This is a genomic window from Nocardia sp. NPDC004860, assembly GCF_040609015.1.
In the GTDB taxonomy this organism is placed as follows: Bacteria; Actinomycetota; Actinomycetes; order Mycobacteriales; family Mycobacteriaceae; genus Nocardia.
The window spans coordinates 158506-174884 of record NZ_JBEXJI010000013.1; the positions used below are offsets into that span (position 1 = coordinate 158506).

Below are 16379 nucleotides of genomic sequence, written 5' to 3' on the forward strand. Positions count from 1 at the left end.
AAGGGGATCAGTAGCCGAAAGGCACTGGTCCCCTTTGGCTGAACCCGTGCCCCATCGACGTGCACACGGCCGAGCCATTGAAGGTGATCTGACAGGTCGCGCCGGCATGGGTAATCGAGAACTGCGGATCGTGTCCGCTCAGCTGCGCGATGGGGGCCAGGCCCGGATTTCCGCCCGCGAGGGTGTGGCTGCCGTTGGAATTCCACTCCGGATGCGCGGGCAGCGCGGTCGAATCGATGGCAATGGCAGGCACATTCGAGAACGGCACCTGCGCCCCGGCATAGAGCACATTCATGGTGGCCGCCGGAACCGTCAGATCACACCCCACCGCGCCGGCCGCGCCGATCGAACAGTTCCACTCGCCCATGCTGAAATACACGGTGTCGCCTACCTGGGCGGGACCGCCCGTGTCGTCGGCGTACGCGCCGCCCGCCCCGAACAAACCGGCAACAATCCCGAGAATTCCCCCGCAAACCCATGCGGCGGTCGCTTTCACAGCTGTGGACACGGCATCTCCCTGATGCGCATTAAGTGTTATCGGCCGAACCGGCCATAGAGAAAACGTATCACTTTACGGCGCAAAGGCAGAAGTTCTGTCGAGGGGGCTGACACACTTTTTCGGCCACCGCGCCGGTCAATTCGCCGCAGCGACCGGCAAATCCTTCCGTGTTTCAGACCTTCAGCCCGTTTCGCGTGACGTAGACGATGTGGAAGGTGATCAGCCCGGCGAGGACAACGAGCCATTGCAGCGTGGTGGCCAGGGGAACCGCGTCGAGCGGCAGTGTGTAGGCGAAGACCACCCGGATGACGGCGTCGACGGTGAACCCCGTGCCCCACACCGCGGTCAGCACGCGCAATTGACGGCGGAATCGGGAGTCGTTGTCCCAGCGGGCATCCCATTGCCGATACCCCGCCTCGCCGATCTTCACCGTGACGATGGTGCGGGCGAAGCTGCGCATCAAGGGCCGCTGGGTGAACAGCGTGCCCAGCGTCCACAGGCCCAGCGCCCCGAACAGCCAGCTGTCCCGGACCAGCAGGGCGCGCGGATCGCCGGTGACCAGGGACACCACCGTGCCCGCCACGATCATGGTGAGGGTGAACAGGGCGATCGCGTCGACGCGGCGGTGGCGGACGGCGTCGTAGGTGAGGAAGGGGAGGGTGAGCAGGGCGGGCGCCACCAGTGCCGGCCACGGATTGACGCCCGCGCCGCGCAGTGCGTAGTAGGCGCCGATGGGGAGGACGAGTTCCAGGATCACCTGGCGCGCAGTGTGTTTGCGCAAAGCCGCACGCTTCTGGGCGGGGCCGGGGGGCTGCGGGGTGGTCGCGGGCAGCGCCATGATCAGGCGTCCTTCCGGGTGGCGCGGTCGAAGATGTCGGCGAGTTCCTGGGCGCAGGCCGCGGTGTCGAAGGCCGGGTCGGCGGCGGCGCGCGCGATGGCGGCGTCCACCGAGCCGCGGATGGCCATCAGCATGACAACCGGATCGAATTCGCGGAATGCCCCGTCGCGCTGGCCTTCTCGCAGTCGCTCGACCTGTGCCGCGGACACGCTGTCGAGCTGCTCGACGAGGCCGAATAGGTGCGGATCGTCGGTCCCGGCGTTGGCCGCGATATTCGACAGTGCCCGCATGTGTTTCGGATATTCGTCGATCAGGGCCAGGTTCGCGGCGAAGAAGCCGCGCAATCGGCCCCGGTGGCCGTCCTCCGTATCGAGTTTGGCGACAACGTATTCGGCGGAGGTCTGCATGATGCGGGCGACCACCTCGCGGATGAGATCGCCCTTGCCCTGGAAGTGATACGAGATCATGCCGGTGCTGCTGAGCCCGGCCTGCTTGGCGATCTTGGCGAACGAGGCGTTCGGATAACCCTGATCGGCAATGACCTCGATGGCCGCGTCCACGATCTGTGCGCGCCGGGCGACCTCGGTGAAGGTCCGCCCCAAGGCTTGCTTGCCTGGGCTGGATTTTGCTTGCATGAGCAAACCCTACGGCGGTTTGCTCGGCCGAGCAAGAGAATCGGCCGTTCCACCGGCACCCATCGACCCGGAGGTAAGCCGAAAGTGGTATCTCGCCGTGCGCTGTCGGCTGATGGCCGCGCCACCCCGCTCCGGAATCGTCGGAGCAGACACGGCGACGCAGCGGGCGTCGCCTTCCGATACGAGGTGAACGGATGATTCAGGCGCGTGGGCTCGGCAAGCGCTACGGGGACGTACCGGCGGTGGACAACCTGTCCTTCGATGTCCGGCCCGGCGTGGTGACCGGCTTCCTCGGTCCGAACGGGGCCGGCAAGTCGACCACCATGCGGCTCATGCTGGGCCTCGATCACGGCAGCGGCCGCACCCTTTTCGACGGGCAGCCCTACGCCGGGCTGACCGATCCACTGCGCTCGGTCGGCGTCATGCTCGATGCCCGCGCCGTGCATCCCAAGCGCACGGCCATCGGGCATCTGCGCATGATCGCCGCCGGAGCGGGCATCGGCGAGGGCCGGGTCGAGGAGGTGCTGGGCCTGGTCGGCCTGTGCAATGTGGCCGGGAAGCGGGCGGGCGGGTTCAGTCTCGGAATGCACCAGCGGCTGGGTCTGGCGGCCGCGCTGCTGGGTGATCCGGCCACCCTGATCCTGGACGAGCCCGCCAACGGGCTGGACCCCGAGGGGGTGCGCTGGCTGCGCGATCTGCTGAAAGAGCTTGCGCACCAGGGGCGCACCATCTTCGTCTCCTCGCATCTGCTGAACGAGATGGCGCACCTGGCGGATTCGCTGGTCGTCATCGGCGCCGGGCGGCTGCTGGCCGCGGAATCGGTGCGCGAGTTCGTCGCCCGCAACTCCGCGCCCCGCATCACGGCGCGCACCGATCGGCCCGCGGAACTGGCGAAGACGTTGAACCGCCACGGGTTCCGCGCCCGGGTGGAGGCGGACGGCACGGTGGCCGTCGACGGTCACGACCGGCAGGGTGTCGCCGCCCTGGCCCTGCGCGCCGGGCTGCTGATCACCGAGCTGACCCAGGCGCGCAGCAGTCTGGAGGATGCCTACTTCCAGGCCACCGCCGATTCCGCCCAGTACCGCGGCCACGTTGTCGCCTGACATCGAACAGGAATTCCGCTCATGTCCAATGCCATTCGCTACGAACTGACCCGGCTCGCCACCCTGCGCTCCACCTGGACGCTGTTGGCTGTCGGCCTGGCTCTGCAGGTCTTCATCGCCTATCTGTCCGCGGCCCGCGACTACGCCACGCCGAGCGAGCAATTCGCCGCGTCGGTCTCGGGGCTGCCGTTGCTGCTGGCCGCGCTGTTCGCCACCGCGGTGGCGGTCAATGCCTTCGGGCACGAATACCGTTACGGCACCATCACCACCACCGTGCTCACGGTGCGTCGGCCGGGCCGGGTCCTCGCGGCGAAAGCGCTCACGGTGGGCGCGCTCGCCGCCCTCTACGGCCTCGCGCTGGTGGGCGTGACCGTGCTCGTGCAGCTGCTGACCTCGACGCTACCGGTCGAAACCTCGCATCTGGCAAGGGCTTTCACCGCAGTACCGGTGTACGTGACGCTCGCCGCCCTGGCCGGTATGGGCATGGCCGCTGTCACCCGTAATGCGACCGTCGCCATGGTGGTGGCCATCGGCTTCCCGACCGTGGTGGAGACCGGCGCGGTGCTGGCGGGCGTCAGCCCGAAGGTGATGCCCTTCCTGTCCGCCGGGCAGCTGGTGCAGCCCGGCACCGGGAATCCCGCCCTGCTGGTATTGCCGCTGACGCTGGTGGCGGCCGGGTTGCTGGGACTCGGACGCGTGCTGCTCGCGCGCCGTGACGTGTGAGAATGCCGAGCCCGACTAGGGTTGCCGGAATGAGCGCGACGCGACGGATCGGCACGGTGATCCTCGATGTCGTGCTCGCCGCGCTCTTCGGGGTGGCCGGTTTCGAGGAGGTGCACACCTCCGCGATCGGCCTGCTGCCCGCCGCGGCGGGCCCGCCGGTGGCCGTCGTGGCCGGTATCGCCCTGCTGGCGCGGCGCTTCCGGCCGCTGCCGGTACTCGGGGTGGCGCTGCTCGGGCAGCTGCTGGTCGGCGCGTTCGCGCCCATGCTGCTGGCGATCTACACGGTCGCCCGGCGCTACGGCAACCGCCGCCCGACCTGGTCGGCGGCGCTCGCGTCGGTGATCGTGGCGGTGGTGCCCTGGGGCGCGGGCAGCTGGTGGGAGCTGTTCTTCCACCGTGGCGTCATCGTCACGGTCGGGCTCGCGCTGCCGCTGCTGCTGGGACTGTGGACCAACCAGCGCGCCGAAACCCTTGCGGCCCTGCGCGAACGCGCCGAGCAGGCCGAACGTGAACGCGACCTGCGCGCTGCGGCGGCCGTGGAGGCCGAGCGCCTGCGCATCGCGGGGGAGCTGCACGATATTGTGGCGCACCGGATTTCGCAGATCACCGTGCTGGCCGGGGCGCTCGAGGTGTCCGCCGACGGCAAGCCCGCCGAGATCGCCGGGACCATCCGCGCCACCGGATCGCGCGCCCTGACCGAGATGCGGGAGCTGCTCGGCGTGCTGCGCGCCCGCGACGGTGGGGAGGCAGTGCCGCTGCGGCCCGTGCCCGACCTGGGCGCCATTGCCGAACTCGTCGCCGAGGCGGTCGCCGCCGGGCAACAGGTGGATCTGTCGCTGCCGCCGGACCTGCCGCCGGTGCCGGGACCGGTCGGCCGGGCCGCGCATCGACTGGTCCGGGAGGCGCTGACCAATGCCGCCAAGCATGCGGCCGGGGCCGAGGTGCGGGTGGCGCTCACCGTCGCCGGCGATCGTCTCGACGTCGATGTCCGCAACGGCCCCGGTGAGCGGACCGCCCTGGCCGCCCAGGGTTCCGGCTTCGGTCTGCTCGGCATGCGCGAACGGGTCGAACTCGCCGGTGGGACCGTGCATTCCGGTCCGCTGGCCGGCGGCTACCGGGTGCACGCGACGTTCCCGCTGACGGCCGACGAATGACGATGTGGTGAAGGAGGTTTCGTGATCCGGGTGGTGCTGCTCGACGACGAGGAACTGGTGCGCTCCGGCATCGCCATGATCCTGGAGGCCGGCGGCGATATCGAGGTGGTCGCCCAGGACGGCGACGGCCGCGCCATCGTGGACCTGGTGCACCGGCATCGCCCGGATGTGGTGGTCACCGATATCCGCATGCCGCACGTGGACGGTCTCGAGGTGACCCGCCGGGTCCGCGGCCTCCCCACGCCGCCGGCGGTGGTCGTCCTCACCACCTTCGGACTGGACGAATACGTCTACGCCGCACTGGAATCCGGCGCGGCGGGTTTCCTGCTCAAGGACACTCCGCCCCGCGAACTCGCCCGTGCCGTCGAGGTGGTCGCCGCCGGTGACGCCATCCTCGCGCCCGCCATCACCAAACGCATGCTCACCGCCTTCACCCAGGGCCCCGGCGCGCAGCAACCGGACGCGCTCGCCCAGCTCGCTCAGCTCACCGATCGGGAACGCGAGGTCGTGCGGGCCGTCGCCACGGGTGCGGGCAATGCCGAGATCGCCCGCACCCTCCATATGAGCGAGTCCACGGTCAAGGTGCACATCAGCCGCGTCATCGCCAAGCTGGGTCTCGAAAACCGCACGCAGATAGCGATTCTCGTACTGCGCGCCGGATTGGCCTGAAGGCCGGTCAGTCCGGATCCCGCCAGTCGACAGTGAGGGAACCGCCGCCGAAGCGGGTGAGGTCGCGGGTGAGGATGTCGCGGATGCGGTGCAGGGCCGTGGCGTCGGTCGCGTCGATGCGCATGACGAGTGCCTCGGGTTCGGCGGTGAGGGTGCAATGGCCCCAGGGGTCGAAATGGGCGGTGGTGCGGGTATCGGTGCCTTCGACGCGCAGGTGGATCTCGCCGGCGGTGCGGGGATTGCCGGCGTGGACGCGGTGTCCGCGCGGGGAGGCCATGGCCTCGGCGTGGGTGCGGAACTGACGCAGGTAGCGGGCCGATCGGTCGGTGGGGATGCGGGATTCGAGTGCGGGCATGGGAGTCACTGCCGGGTGAGGGCGGCGAGCCAGCCTGCCACCGGGGTCGGGCTGGGAAGGATGTCGAGGGTGGCCGGTTCGAGGGAATCGAGTCGCCAGCCATCGGTGAAGGCGGACTCGATATCGGTGCGGCTCAGGCGATGTGGACCCCAGGTGCCGGGCTGGCGATCGCTGAAACCGAGCAGGAAGTAGCGTCCGCCCGGCGCAATGATCGTGGCCAGGCCGTCGACCAGGGCGACGCGGTCCGCGCCGTCGAACAGGTGGAACAGACCGCAGTCCAGCACGGTGTCGAAGGTCTCGGCGAGGGCGGCCAGGTCCAGGGCGTTGTGGCGCACGAACCGCGCCTGCAGCCCGCGTTCCGCCGCCTTGTGCCGGCCCAGTTCGAGCGCCTGCGCGGATTGGTCGATCCCGGTGGCGTCGAGACCCAGGCCGGCGGCGAGCAGCGCGTGTTCGCCGGTGCCGCAACCGAGGTCGAGGACCCGGCCGCGCAGAGCGCCGGCCGCGGCGAGGGCGGTGAAGGCAGGCTGGGGGCGGTCGATGTCCCACGGCGGTTTCGTCGCGTACAGGGTGTCGGGCGCGTTGGGGTCGTGGTATTCGGGGTGGGGGTCGTCGGTGGGTGGGAACACGGAATTCTCCTGTCGGGAGGGCCGGCCGTGACCTGATGCCTCGAATTTATCGAGACACTGTGTCTATGGTCAAGAGCTGATGTCTACGGGGCTGTCAGTCTGTATGGTTGAGCCGTGCCGAAGCTGTGGAACGAGACGATCGACGCCCATCGCCGCGAGGTGCGGGACGCGATCCTCGACGCCACCGCGGCCCTGGCCTTCGAACAGGGGCTGCGCGGGGTGACCATGTCGCAGATCGCCACTCGCGCCGGCATCGGGCGGGCCACCCTCTACAAGTACTTCCCGGATGTCGAGACCATTCTGCGCACCTGGCACGCCCGCCGGATCGAGGCCCACCTCGGGGAGCTGGTCAAAGTCCGTGACGGTGAGGGCGCTGCGAGCGGCCGCCTCGACGCCGTCCTCGCCGCCTACGCGCACATCACCCGCCAAACCGGTAGCCACGACCGGGAATTGGTGAAGTTCCTCCATCCCGACGAGCACATCGTCGCCGCCCTCGAACAGCTGCGCGACCTGCTCCGGCAGCTGATCGAAGAAGGCGCCGCCACCGGCGAACTGCGCGCCGACGTCCCATCCGACGAGCTGGCCGCCTACTGCCTGCACGCCCTGTCGGCCGCGGCCGACGCGACGTCGGAGGCCGCGGTGCGACGGCTGGTATCGGTCACCGCGGCGGGACTTCGCGCGGTCTGATCCACCACCCTGCTCCCGGCGGCACGGATCGGCGCGCTTCGGGCGGCAGCCGGGTTCTCAGATCCGGTCGCGCGTAATCGTCGACCACACGAGCGGTTCCAGCTGCGTGGCAATGCGATCCAAGGGCTCCGCGCTCTGCTGTGCGCGGCACATGGCCACGCTGCCCTCGACGGCGGCGACGATCAGGGTGGCCGTGCGCTCGGCCTCGGCGCGTTCGGCGCCGTGGGCGCACATCGAGTCGGTCAGCAGCTCGGTCCAGCGGCTGAAGGCCGCGGCGGCCGCCTCGCGTGGAGCGCCCTCGGCCTCGGGCAGGTCCTCCACGGCGACCGCCAGTACCGGGCACCCGGCGCGGAAGTCGGTGTCCACCACGACCTTCCGCCACATCTGCAGGAAGGCTCGCATCCCCTCGATCGGCCCCCGGTCCAGTTCACGGGCGAGCAGCGTGGCCGCGAGATCCCCGGCGAAGGTGACCGCCTCGGTCGCGAGCTGGGTTTTGCCGCCGGGGAAGTAGTGGTACGTCGAACCCAGTGGCGCGCGAGCGTATTTGGCGAGCTCGCGCACACTGGTCGCATTCAGGCCGCGCCGCCGGATCATGTCGGCCGCCCCGGCCACGAGTTTGCCGCGCGAATCCGCGGCCTCGCCCGGCGTCCCCGCCATCGGCTCCTCCTTGTCTATAACAACCGTCATAGCGTACCGTCCCTCGATTATAACGACTGTTATAGACAGTCGGCCGGAAGCGAAGGAGCACGTAGATGCCGATGATTCACCTGACCCTGCCCGCCGGAGTACTGACCGGGGAAGCCCGGGGCGAGCTGTCCGAGGCGCTACCCCAGACCCTGCTCAAGTGGGAGGGCGCACCCGACACCGCGTTCTTCCGCGCGCAGGCGTGGTGCCGCATCGAGGAGGTCGCCGATGGCGGATTCGGAGCGCTCGCGGACGATCTGCCGCGCTTCCGGGTCGACGTGACCGTCCCCGGAGGTGCGCTGTCCGAACGTCGCAAGACCGGGCTCATCGCCGAGGTCACCGAAAAGGTGCTCGCCGCCGCGGGTCTCGGCCAGAGCGAGGCGCTGCGCGTGTGGGTGCTGATCCACGAGCAGCCCGAGGGCGCCTGGGGCGCGGCCGGCGCGGTCGTGAAGTTCGAGGAACTGACCGCCCTCGCCCAGGGACAGTGCTCACCGGGCGACTAGTTTGTTCGTTGGCCTGCGGTTCGGCACGGGTTTACCGCACACTGGGCTCCTGGCAAACGCCGTGTGAGGGCGGCGTTTTCACTCGGGAGCTAGCATGACCGCAACCCAGCCTCGATCCGATGATGAACGGCGGCTCGCCGAACTCGGTTACAAACAGGAATTGGCGCGATCCTGGTCCGGATTCTCCAATTTCGCGATCAGTTTCACCATTGTCTCGATTCTCACCGGCGGCCTGGCGAGTTATGGGATCGGCCTGTCCAACGGCGGGCCGATCACCATGGCGTGGGGCTGGCCGCTGGTCTCGGTCATGGTGTTGTTCGTCGGGCTGGCCATGGCCGAATTGGCCTCGGCCTATCCGACCTCGGGCGGGCTGTACTGGTGGGCGTCGGAGCTGGGCGGGCCGGTGTGGGGCTGGTTCACCGGCTGGTTCAACCTGATCGGGCAGATCGCGGTGACCGCGGCCATCGATTATGGCGCGGCCATCTTCACCACCGTGGTGCTGAATGTGATCGGATGGGATATCGGGACCGACCGCAACGCGATCTTCGCGGTGTTCTCCGGGATTCTGGTGCTGCACGCGGTGCTGAACATCATCGGCCCGCACCTGTCGGCGGTCATCAACAATGTGTCGGCCTGGTGGCATGTGGGCGGCGTGGCCATCTTCGTGGTGGTGCTGGGTTTCGGTGCGCGCCACCACCAGAGCATCGGCTTCGTGTTCACCAAGACCGTGGACAACAGTGCGATCGGGTTCGGCGGGGTGGCGTTCAGCTTCCTGCTCGGGCTGCTGCACGCGCAGTACACGTTCACCGGGTACGACGCGTCGGCGCACATGTCGGAGGAGACGCACGACGCCTCGCGCATGGCGGCCAAGGGGATCATCAACACCATTGTGGTGTCGGCCATCGCGGGGTATCTGCTCATCATGGCGGTGACGTTCGCGATCCCGAATCTCGACGACGCGCTGGATCCGGCCAAGAACAGCGGTTATCCGGTCATCTACATCCTGCAGAATTCGCTGAATTCGTTCTGGTCGGGGTTGCTGCTGATCATCGCCGCCGTCGCCCAATTGTTCTGCGGCTACGCCTCGGTCACCGCGGCCTCCCGCATGCTGTTCGCCTTCGCGCGCGACGGCGCGGTGCCGGGATCCAAGCTGTGGGCGAAGCTGTCGGCCCGCCGGGTGCCGGTGAACGCGGTCTTCTTCGTCTCGGTGTTCGCGTTCATCCTGCTGATTCCGTCGATGCTGGTGCCCGCCGCCAATGCCCCGACCGCGTACGCCGCCGCCACCTCGGTGGCCACCATCGGCCTGTACATCGCCTACGGGATTCCGGTGCTGCTGCGGCTGTTGCGCGGCAACCGATTCCAGGCCGGGCCGTGGCAGCTGGGCCGCTGGTATCGGCCGATCGGGATCATCGCGCTGGTCTGGATCGTGATCATCAGCGTGCTGTTCATCCTGCCGACCGACGACCACGGGTATCCGTGGGTGGACGGATTCACCTGGAACGCGGTGAATTACGCGCCCCTCACCCTGGTCGGGGTAGTGGGCGCGATCGCCGTCTGGTGGTTCGTCTCGGCCCGGCGCTGGTTCACCGGGCCCAGACGAACCGTGGAGGAGCCGCCGGAGGTCGACCAGGCCCCCGTCGGCGCCTGACCCGCAGCGCCCGAAAACCGTTGCGCTACAGGGGTGTCACGTACGCGCCCGCAATACCGCCGTCGACCATGAACTGCGAGGCGGTGATGAAGGAGGCATCGTCGCTGGCGAGAAAGGCCACGGCGGCGGCGATCTCCTCCGGCTCGGCGAACCGCCCGACGGGAATGTGCACCAGGCGGCGCGCGGCGCGCTCGGGATCCTTGGCGAACAGCTCCTGCAACAGGGGAGTGTTGACCGGTCCGGGGCACAGCGCGTTCACGCGAATGCCCTGACGCGCGAACTGGACTCCCAGCTCCCGGCTCATGGCCAGCACGCCGCCCTTGGAGGCGGTGTAGGAGATCTGGGAGGTGGCCGCGCCCATGACGGCCACGAAAGACGCGGTATTGATGACCGAGCCGCGGCCGCGTTCGAGCATGTGCTCGATGGCGTACTTGCTGCACAGATACACCGAGGTCAGATTGACCTCCTGCACCCGTTTCCAGGCGTCGATGCCGGTGGTGAGGATCGAATCGTCCTCCGGCGGTGAGATGCCCGCGTTGTTGAATGCGATGTCGAGGCCGCCGTAGGTGTCGACGGCAGCCTGGAACAGGTCCCGCACCTGCTCCTCGTCGGTGACGTCGACCTTCACGTAGAGCCCGCCGGCCTCGGCTGCGGCGGCCTCGCCGCTGGTGGCGTCGATATCGGCGACCACGACCTTCGCGCCCTCCTGGGCGAAGCGCCGGACGGTGGCCAGCCCGATGCCGCTGCCGCCGCCGGTGACGACCGCGACTCGATCCTGTAAGCGCTGCAACGTATCTCCTTCGATGAGGGGCGGGTTACTCGGTGGCGAGGAAGACGTTCTTGGTCTCGGTGAAGGCGCGCGCGGCGTCGGGGCCGAGTTCGCGGCCCAGCCCGGACTGCTTGAATCCGCCGAACGGCGTCCAATAGCGCACGGAGGAGTGCGAATTCACCGAAAGGTTCCCGGCCTCTACCCCGCGGGCCACCCGCAGCGCCCGCCCGACATCGCTGGTCCAGATGGAGCCGGACAGGCCGTAGTCGGTGTCGTTGGCGATGCGCAGGGCGTCGGCCTCGTCCTCGAAGGGCACCACCGCCACGACCGGGCCGAACACCTCCTCGGTGAGCACCCGGTCCTCGGGGCTCGACGGGAGGACGACGGTGGGGGCGAACCAGTATCCGGGGCCGTCGGGGCGGGCGCCGGTGAAGGCCACCTTGGTCGACGGTTCGAGGAATCCGGCGACGCGGTCGCGGTGGGCGGCGGAGATGAGGGGGCCCATCTCGGTCGACTCATCGGACGGATCGCCCACCCGCACGCCCTGGACCGCGGGTTCGAGCAGTCCCAGGAAGCGATCGAAGACGCTGCGCTGCACCAGGATCCGGGAGCGGGCGCAGCAGTCCTGACCGGCATTGTCGAAGACGCCGTAGGGCGCGGTGGCGGCGGCTCGCTCGAGGTCCGCGTCGGCGAACACGATATTGGCGCTTTTGCCGCCCAATTCGAGGGTCACCCGCTTCACCTGCTCGGCGCAGCCGGCCATGATCTGCTTGCCCACCTCGGTGGAACCGGTGAACACCACCTTGCGTACGGCCGGATGGGTGACGAAACGAGCCCCGACCACCGCGCCGCGACCCGGGATCACCTGGAAGACGTCCTCGGGCAGGCCCGCCTCCAGGGCGAGTTCGCCGAGCCGGATGGCGGTGAGCGGGGTGAGCTCGGCCGGTTTGAGGACGACGGTGTTCCCGGCGGCCAGCGCGGGACCGAAGCCCCAGGCCGCGATGGGCATGGGGAAGTTCCAGGGCACGATGATGCCGACCACGCCCAGCGGCTCGCAGAAGGTGATGTTCACGCCGCCCGGGACCGGAATCTGATTGCCCAGCAGGCGTTCCGGCATGCCCGCGCTGTAGTGCAGGACGTCGCGGACATTGCCGGCCTCCCAGCGGGCATTGCCGATGGTGTGGCCGGCATTGCTGACCTCGAGCCGGGCCAGCTGCTCGATCTCGGCGTCCACCGCCTCGGCGAAGCGGCGCAGCAGCCGCGCCCGGTCGCCGGGGGCGACGGCGCGCCAGCTCGCCGTCGCCCGGTGCGCGCGTTCGATGGCGGCGTCGGTGGCGGACGTGTCGGCCGCGGGGATGGTGGCCAGCACCTGCTCGGTGGCGGGATTGACGATGTCGGTGGTTGTCACGGGGTGCGCTCCTTTCCGTACTGTGCCGCATGGTCGACCAGGGCCCGCATGAGGCGGAGGTCGGTCGGGTTCTCCTCGGGATGCCATTGCACGCCCAGCAGGAACGGGCCGTCGCGGGTTTCGGCGGCCTCGATGATGCCGTCCGCTGAGTGTGCGGTGGCGGTGAGGCCGGTGGCGAGCGTGCCGATGGCCTGATGGTGGTGACAGTGCGCCTTCGCCTCGGGGCCCACGATGGCGGCGAGGCGGCTGCCGGGAACGGTGGTGACGGTGGTGACCGTGAAGACGCCGGGGGAGCGGGAGTGGTCGGTGTGCCCGACGGCATCCGGGACGTGCTGCAGCAGGGTGCCGCCCAGGGCGACATTCACCAATTGCAGACCGCGGCAGACGGCCAGGACCGGCAGGCCCGAGGCGCGGGCGAGCGCGAAGAGCCCGAACTCGGACTCGTCGCGGTCGGGGCGCAGGCCGCCGGTGGCGGGATGCGGTAGCGCGCCGTAGCGGGCGGGATCGAGGTCCGCGCCGCCGGTGAGCACCAGGCCGTCGAGGCGGTCGACGAGCTCGGGGCGCGGAGTTCCGTTGGGCGGCAACAGGACCGGGATGCCGCCCGCGTGTTCAGTGAGGTCGACGTAGGTGCGGGCCAGCACCGCGGCGTCGACGTCCCAGTGGCCGAAGCGGGCGCGTTCGGAGTAGGTGGGCAGGCCGATGACGGGCCGGCGGCCGGGGTCAGAGTCGTTCGAAGCCACGGATCCGCTCCCAGTCGGTCACCGCCGCGTCGAAGGCGTCCAGCTCGACCTGCGCGGCATTGCGATAGTGCCGCACCACCTCCGGGCCGAACGCCTTCTGGGCGATCTTGCTGTCGCCGAACAGCTGCGCGGCCTCGCGCAGGGTGTGCGGGACGCGCGGGCGGTGCGAACGGTAGGCGTTGCCGTGGAACTCCGGCTCCAGCGGGAGCTGCTGCTCGATACCATGCAGACCGGCCGCGATGGCCGCGGCGACCGCCAGATACGGGTTCACATCGCCGCCCGGGATGCGGTTCTCCAAGCGCAGCGACGGGCCGTGGCCGACGACGCGCAGGGCGCAGGTGCGATTGTCGCGGCCCCAGGCCAGGGCCGTGGGCGCGAAGCTGCCGGCCTGGAATCGTTTGTAGGAGTTGATGTTCGGGGCCAGCAGGTAGGTGAGTTCGCGCAGGCAGTCCAGCTGGCCCGCGATGAAGTGGCGCATCAGGGCCGAGGGGTCGTCGCCGTCGGCGAAGACCGGCTCGCCCGCGCTGTTGCGCAGGCTCAGATGGATGTGGCAGGAATTGCCTTCCCGCTCATTGTATTTCGCCATGAAGGTGATGCTGCGGCCCTCCTGGGCGGCAATCTCCTTGGCTCCGGTCTTGTAGATGGTGTGGTTGTCGCAGGTGACCAGGGCCTCGTCGTAGCGGAAGGCGATCTCGTGCTGACCGGGATTGCATTCGCCCTTGGCGGACTCGACATACATTCCCGCGCCGGACATGTCGGTGCGGATGCGGCGCAGCAGCGGTTCGATGCGGGCGGTGCCGAGCATCGAGTAGTCGACGTTGTACTGGTTGGCGGGGGTGAGATCGCGGTAACCGCTACGGAAGGCGGACTCGTAGGTGTCGTCGAAGACGAGAAATTCGAGTTCCGTGCCGACATAGGCGGACAGGCCGCGCTCGGCCAGGCGATCCAGCTGGGCACGCAGCACCTGCCGGGGTGAGGCGGCCACGGGCTGCCCGGGCCGGCCGTGCGGGTCCACCTGCTCGACGTCGCAGAGCACCAGCGCGGTGCCCGGCCACCACGGCACCAGCCGCAGCGTGCCCAGATCCGGGCGCAGCACGAAATCGCCGTAGCCGGTGTCCCAGGAGGACATCTCGTAGCCGTCGACCGTGGTCATCTCCACGTCGACGGCCAGCAGATAGTTGCACGCCTCCGTCGCCCGATCCAGTACCTCCTCCACGAAATACCGTGCCGAACAACGCTTTCCCTGTAATCGCCCCTGCATGTCGGTCATGGCCACCAGCACCGTGTCCAGCGTTCCCGCCTCGACCCGCGCCACCAGCTCCGCCACGCTCAGCATCCCGGCCCGCATTCTTGACCCCTCTCGACGTCAACCCCGCTCACGCTAGGCGAACCCGGGCTCCGTGTGTGCCCGAATACGGCAAGTGATGACCCGCGTGTCCATACCGTTTCGGCGCTGGAGGCCGGTGCCGTGTGGGCGAACGGCTCGATGCGTCGAGAAGCGCCGGCCGGCGCTAGAGGCCGACGTCGGTGAGAATCCGCCACGCGATCGGCGCGGCGAGACCCAGGACGGTCAGGACGATCAGCAGTGCGAGGGCAGTGCTCGTCAAGCAACCGCCGCCGACGCCGCCACCGCCCCCGCCGCGTGCCAGCCGTCCCGATTCCTGGGCTGCCCCGAGCGCCCGTCGTGAGGCCTCGGACCCCTGCCAGTGCGGAGAGTTCATCGCCGTGCCGCCTTTCCTCCCGAATATGCCGACACCGCAACAGTATTGACCGACGCGGCACGCCGAATCCGCCGAAGTACTCAGCGCCGTTACTCACGGCCGGAGAGTCGGGCGGCTCGCCGGGAGCGGAAATGCCGCTGCGGGCGTGGCGGCCCGTCGGCTACCGTCCAGACCATGCCCGGTCCTGGTGAATCCTCCGCCGTCTATCTGATCACCGGTATTCAAGCCGCCGGGAAATCGACCGTGGCGCAGGCCCTCGCCGAGCGGCTGCCGCGCTCGGCCCATGTGCGTGGTGACATCTTCCGGCGTTTCCTGGTGGGCGGGCGCGCCGACATGACCCCCGAGCCGAGTCCCGAAGCGCTCGAACAGCTCCGCCTGCGGCACCGCCTCGCTGCCGAGGTGGCCGACTCCTACGCGGCGGCGGGGTTCACGGCGGTGGTGCAGGATGTCGTGCTCGGCGACCTACTGCCCTACCTGATCGACCGGATCCGCACCGATCCGCTCTACGTCGTGGTGCTCGCCCCGAGTCCGGACGCGGTGGCGCGGCGCGAGGCCGCCCGCCCGAAGAACGCGTACGGAGCCTTCACCGTGAATGATCTGGACAGCGTCCTGCGCGCCGAAACCCCGCCCCTCGGCCTGTGGCTCGACAGCTCCGACCTCACCGTCGGCGAGACGGTCGACGCGATCCTCGCGGATGCCCGGCCCCTGGCCCGCTGACGAATGCTGCTGGGAAGCCCGACTCTGGAAGGCCCGTCCCAACATCCTCAGCGCCTCAATGCCCAGGCTCGGGCGCGATCACTCACTGTCACGAGGGCCCTTGCGGCACACCATCATTTGATCGGCGCCCTTCTGGAATTCGTACTCGACATCGACGAGGTCGCTGGTGATACCGAGTTCCAGAAGGTCGCCGCGCAGTTCGTCCAGCCGCGGATAGACCTGTGCCGATCCGGTGGGCACCAGAGGGAAGACCCGCACTTCGCCGCGGCTGACCCGGATCAGCTCGGTGATCGCGCGCACGTGGAAGTCGTATCCGAGCCCGTCGGCATAGGAGAAGAGCAGATGTGAGCTCAGCACCAAGTCGAAGGTGTTGTCAGGGAACGGAAGTCGAGGCAGCTCCGCGGAGACGTATCGATCCGGATTTCGCTGCCGATCGGCGACGAAGAGCTCGACCGCCGACCGCCGCCGATGGTGATCATCCGGATCGGTGAAGAACGTCCAGCAGTAGTCGCCGACATGGGCCCGAACATACCGATCGCCACGATCGCTCTGATCCCGGCACATTTCCCCGACCTCAACGCCGTCGAACTCGAAATACGCCGCGTCACAGGCGGTCACATCACCCCCGGACCCCGCCACCTCGGCGGCGAAGCTCGCCGCCCCAGCAGGGCAATCAAGGATCCGACCCCCGAGATCTGCTGCCCCGAGACCGAACATCGCGCGATACTCATCCAGCCCCCGCGAGGTAATCAGAAACCCACCCACCTCATCGCCAGAGCCCGCGTCATCCCCAAAACTCATCCGCGATCTCTCTTCCTCTCGAATCAGCCACACCGACCGGAACAGGAAGCCGCAGAACACAAATCATGGCCGCCCGATGTGGCGGCCCAACGCACAGTT

General features: G+C 68.9%; 20 protein-coding genes. 8 read left to right on the forward strand and 12 right to left on the reverse strand.

From position 1 onward, the window contains the following. Positions 1-7: 7 nt before the first annotated feature. The 3 genes from ABZV44_RS23780 to ABZV44_RS23790 form a co-directional block, all read right to left on the reverse strand. Positions 8-508: a hypothetical protein gene (locus ABZV44_RS23780; protein WP_354840106.1), complete on the reverse strand. Its 501-nt coding sequence runs from the start codon at positions 506-508 to the stop codon at positions 8-10. A gap of 163 nt (positions 509-671) precedes the next feature. Beyond that, positions 672-1337 carry a VC0807 family protein gene (locus ABZV44_RS23785; protein WP_354840109.1) on the reverse strand — a complete coding sequence of 222 codons (666 nt, stop codon included), beginning with the start codon at positions 1335-1337 and terminating at the stop codon, positions 672-674. Positions 1338-1339: 2 nt separating this feature from the next. Next, positions 1340-1972: a TetR/AcrR family transcriptional regulator gene (locus ABZV44_RS23790; RefSeq protein ID WP_354840112.1), complete on the reverse strand. Its 633-nt coding sequence runs from the start codon at positions 1970-1972 to the stop codon at positions 1340-1342. Between the two features lie 194 nt (positions 1973-2166). On the opposite strand from ABZV44_RS23790, the gene ABZV44_RS23795 reads away from it, so the two are divergent. Genes ABZV44_RS23795 through ABZV44_RS23810 form a run of 4 tightly spaced genes read left to right on the forward strand, consistent with a single transcriptional unit; the run spans position 2167 to position 5621 of the window. Then, positions 2167-3075, forward strand: coding sequence for an ATP-binding cassette domain-containing protein (locus ABZV44_RS23795; RefSeq protein ID WP_354840115.1), 909 nt, complete (start codon positions 2167-2169; stop codon positions 3073-3075). Between the two features lie 21 nt (positions 3076-3096). Next, the gene (locus tag ABZV44_RS23800) at positions 3097-3798 is read left to right on the forward strand and encodes an ABC transporter permease (protein WP_354840118.1); all 702 of its coding nucleotides are present in this window, start codon (positions 3097-3099) and stop codon (positions 3796-3798) included. Positions 3799-3827: 29 nt separating this feature from the next. Then, complete coding sequence (locus ABZV44_RS23805; RefSeq protein ID WP_354840121.1) at positions 3828-4952, forward strand: histidine kinase; 1125 nt, start codon at positions 3828-3830, stop codon at positions 4950-4952. A 21-nt stretch (positions 4953-4973) separates the two neighbouring features. After that, on the forward strand, positions 4974-5621 hold the full coding sequence (locus ABZV44_RS23810) for a response regulator transcription factor (protein ID WP_354840124.1): 648 nt from the start codon (positions 4974-4976) through the stop codon (positions 5619-5621). A gap of 7 nt (positions 5622-5628) precedes the next feature. Here ABZV44_RS23810 and ABZV44_RS23815 read toward each other — a convergent pair whose 3' ends face one another. Continuing rightward, positions 5629-5976, reverse strand: coding sequence for a DUF2218 domain-containing protein (locus ABZV44_RS23815; RefSeq protein ID WP_354840127.1), 348 nt, complete (start codon positions 5974-5976; stop codon positions 5629-5631). A 5-nt stretch (positions 5977-5981) separates the two neighbouring features. Further along, complete coding sequence (locus ABZV44_RS23820; RefSeq protein ID WP_354840130.1) at positions 5982-6602, reverse strand: class I SAM-dependent methyltransferase; 621 nt, start codon at positions 6600-6602, stop codon at positions 5982-5984. A 114-nt stretch (positions 6603-6716) separates the two neighbouring features. On the opposite strand from ABZV44_RS23820, the gene ABZV44_RS23825 reads away from it, so the two are divergent. Further along, positions 6717-7289 (forward strand): TetR/AcrR family transcriptional regulator, encoded by a 573-nt coding sequence (locus tag ABZV44_RS23825; protein ID WP_354840133.1) that lies wholly within the window; start codon positions 6717-6719, stop codon positions 7287-7289. Between the two features lie 57 nt (positions 7290-7346). Here the strand turns inward: ABZV44_RS23825 and ABZV44_RS23830 are convergent, their stop codons facing one another. Continuing rightward, on the reverse strand, positions 7347-7976 hold the full coding sequence (locus ABZV44_RS23830; RefSeq protein ID WP_354840136.1) for a helix-turn-helix domain-containing protein: 630 nt from the start codon (positions 7974-7976) through the stop codon (positions 7347-7349). A gap of 65 nt (positions 7977-8041) precedes the next feature. On the opposite strand from ABZV44_RS23830, the gene ABZV44_RS23835 reads away from it, so the two are divergent. Together ABZV44_RS23835 and ABZV44_RS23840 are read left to right on the forward strand one after the other, a co-directional pair. Continuing rightward, positions 8042-8476 (forward strand): tautomerase family protein, encoded by a 435-nt coding sequence (locus ABZV44_RS23835; protein ID WP_354840139.1) that lies wholly within the window; start codon positions 8042-8044, stop codon positions 8474-8476. A gap of 94 nt (positions 8477-8570) precedes the next feature. Further along, complete coding sequence (locus tag ABZV44_RS23840; protein WP_354840142.1) at positions 8571-10124, forward strand: amino acid permease; 1554 nt, start codon at positions 8571-8573, stop codon at positions 10122-10124. 25 nt (positions 10125-10149) lie between these two features. Here ABZV44_RS23840 and ABZV44_RS23845 read toward each other — a convergent pair whose 3' ends face one another. From ABZV44_RS23845 to ABZV44_RS23865, 5 genes are all read right to left on the reverse strand, one after another. Then, complete coding sequence (locus tag ABZV44_RS23845; protein WP_354840144.1) at positions 10150-10914, reverse strand: 3-oxoacyl-ACP reductase; 765 nt, start codon at positions 10912-10914, stop codon at positions 10150-10152. A 25-nt stretch (positions 10915-10939) separates the two neighbouring features. After that, on the reverse strand, positions 10940-12301 hold the full coding sequence (locus ABZV44_RS23850; protein ID WP_354840147.1) for an aldehyde dehydrogenase family protein: 1362 nt from the start codon (positions 12299-12301) through the stop codon (positions 10940-10942). After that, a complete protein-coding gene (locus ABZV44_RS23855) occupies positions 12298-13041 on the reverse strand; it encodes a gamma-glutamyl-gamma-aminobutyrate hydrolase family protein (RefSeq protein ID WP_354840149.1) in 744 nt (247 codons plus the stop codon). The genes ABZV44_RS23850 and ABZV44_RS23855 overlap by 4 nt, the downstream gene beginning before the upstream one ends. Continuing rightward, positions 13022-14389, reverse strand: a complete 1368-nt coding sequence (locus ABZV44_RS23860) for a glutamine synthetase family protein (RefSeq protein WP_354840152.1) — start codon at positions 14387-14389, stop codon at positions 13022-13024. Before ABZV44_RS23860 ends, ABZV44_RS23855 begins: the two co-directional genes overlap by 20 nt. Positions 14390-14552: 163 nt before the next feature. After that, positions 14553-14762, reverse strand: coding sequence for a hypothetical protein (locus ABZV44_RS23865; RefSeq protein ID WP_354840155.1), 210 nt, complete (start codon positions 14760-14762; stop codon positions 14553-14555). A gap of 174 nt (positions 14763-14936) precedes the next feature. On the opposite strand from ABZV44_RS23865, the gene ABZV44_RS23870 reads away from it, so the two are divergent. Beyond that, positions 14937-15479, forward strand: coding sequence for an AAA family ATPase (locus ABZV44_RS23870; protein ID WP_354840157.1), 543 nt, complete (start codon positions 14937-14939; stop codon positions 15477-15479). 78 nt (positions 15480-15557) lie between these two features. Here the strand turns inward: ABZV44_RS23870 and ABZV44_RS23875 are convergent, their stop codons facing one another. Further along, entirely contained in the window at positions 15558-16340 is a 783-nt protein-coding gene (locus ABZV44_RS23875) for a methyltransferase domain-containing protein (protein WP_354840160.1), read from the reverse strand. Between the last annotated feature and the right edge of the window lie 39 nt (positions 16341-16379).

Excerpts from the sequence above, each read along its gene's own strand:
- ABZV44_RS23870 (WP_354840157.1), top strand. The coding sequence starts at position 14,937 with ATGCCCGGTCCTGGTGAATCCTCCGCCGTCTATCTGATCACCGGTATT.
- ABZV44_RS23860 (WP_354840152.1), bottom strand. The coding sequence starts at position 14,389 with ATGCGGGCCGGGATGCTGAGCGTGGCGGAGCTGGTGGCGCGGGTCGAG.
- ABZV44_RS23800 (WP_354840118.1), top strand. The coding sequence starts at position 3,097 with ATGTCCAATGCCATTCGCTACGAACTGACCCGGCTCGCCACCCTGCGC.
- ABZV44_RS23795 (WP_354840115.1), top strand. The coding sequence starts at position 2,167 with ATGATTCAGGCGCGTGGGCTCGGCAAGCGCTACGGGGACGTACCGGCG.
- ABZV44_RS23830 (WP_354840136.1), bottom strand. The coding sequence starts at position 7,976 with ATGACGGTTGTTATAGACAAGGAGGAGCCGATGGCGGGGACGCCGGGC.
- ABZV44_RS23865 (WP_354840155.1), bottom strand. The coding sequence starts at position 14,762 with ATGAACTCTCCGCACTGGCAGGGGTCCGAGGCCTCACGACGGGCGCTC.
- ABZV44_RS23835 (WP_354840139.1), top strand. The coding sequence starts at position 8,042 with ATGCCGATGATTCACCTGACCCTGCCCGCCGGAGTACTGACCGGGGAA.
- ABZV44_RS23840 (WP_354840142.1), top strand. The coding sequence starts at position 8,571 with ATGACCGCAACCCAGCCTCGATCCGATGATGAACGGCGGCTCGCCGAA.
- ABZV44_RS23785 (WP_354840109.1), bottom strand. The coding sequence starts at position 1,337 with ATGGCGCTGCCCGCGACCACCCCGCAGCCCCCCGGCCCCGCCCAGAAG.
- ABZV44_RS23815 (WP_354840127.1), bottom strand. The coding sequence starts at position 5,976 with ATGCCCGCACTCGAATCCCGCATCCCCACCGACCGATCGGCCCGCTAC.
- ABZV44_RS23790 (WP_354840112.1), bottom strand. The coding sequence starts at position 1,972 with ATGCAAGCAAAATCCAGCCCAGGCAAGCAAGCCTTGGGGCGGACCTTC.
- ABZV44_RS23805 (WP_354840121.1), top strand. The coding sequence starts at position 3,828 with ATGAGCGCGACGCGACGGATCGGCACGGTGATCCTCGATGTCGTGCTC.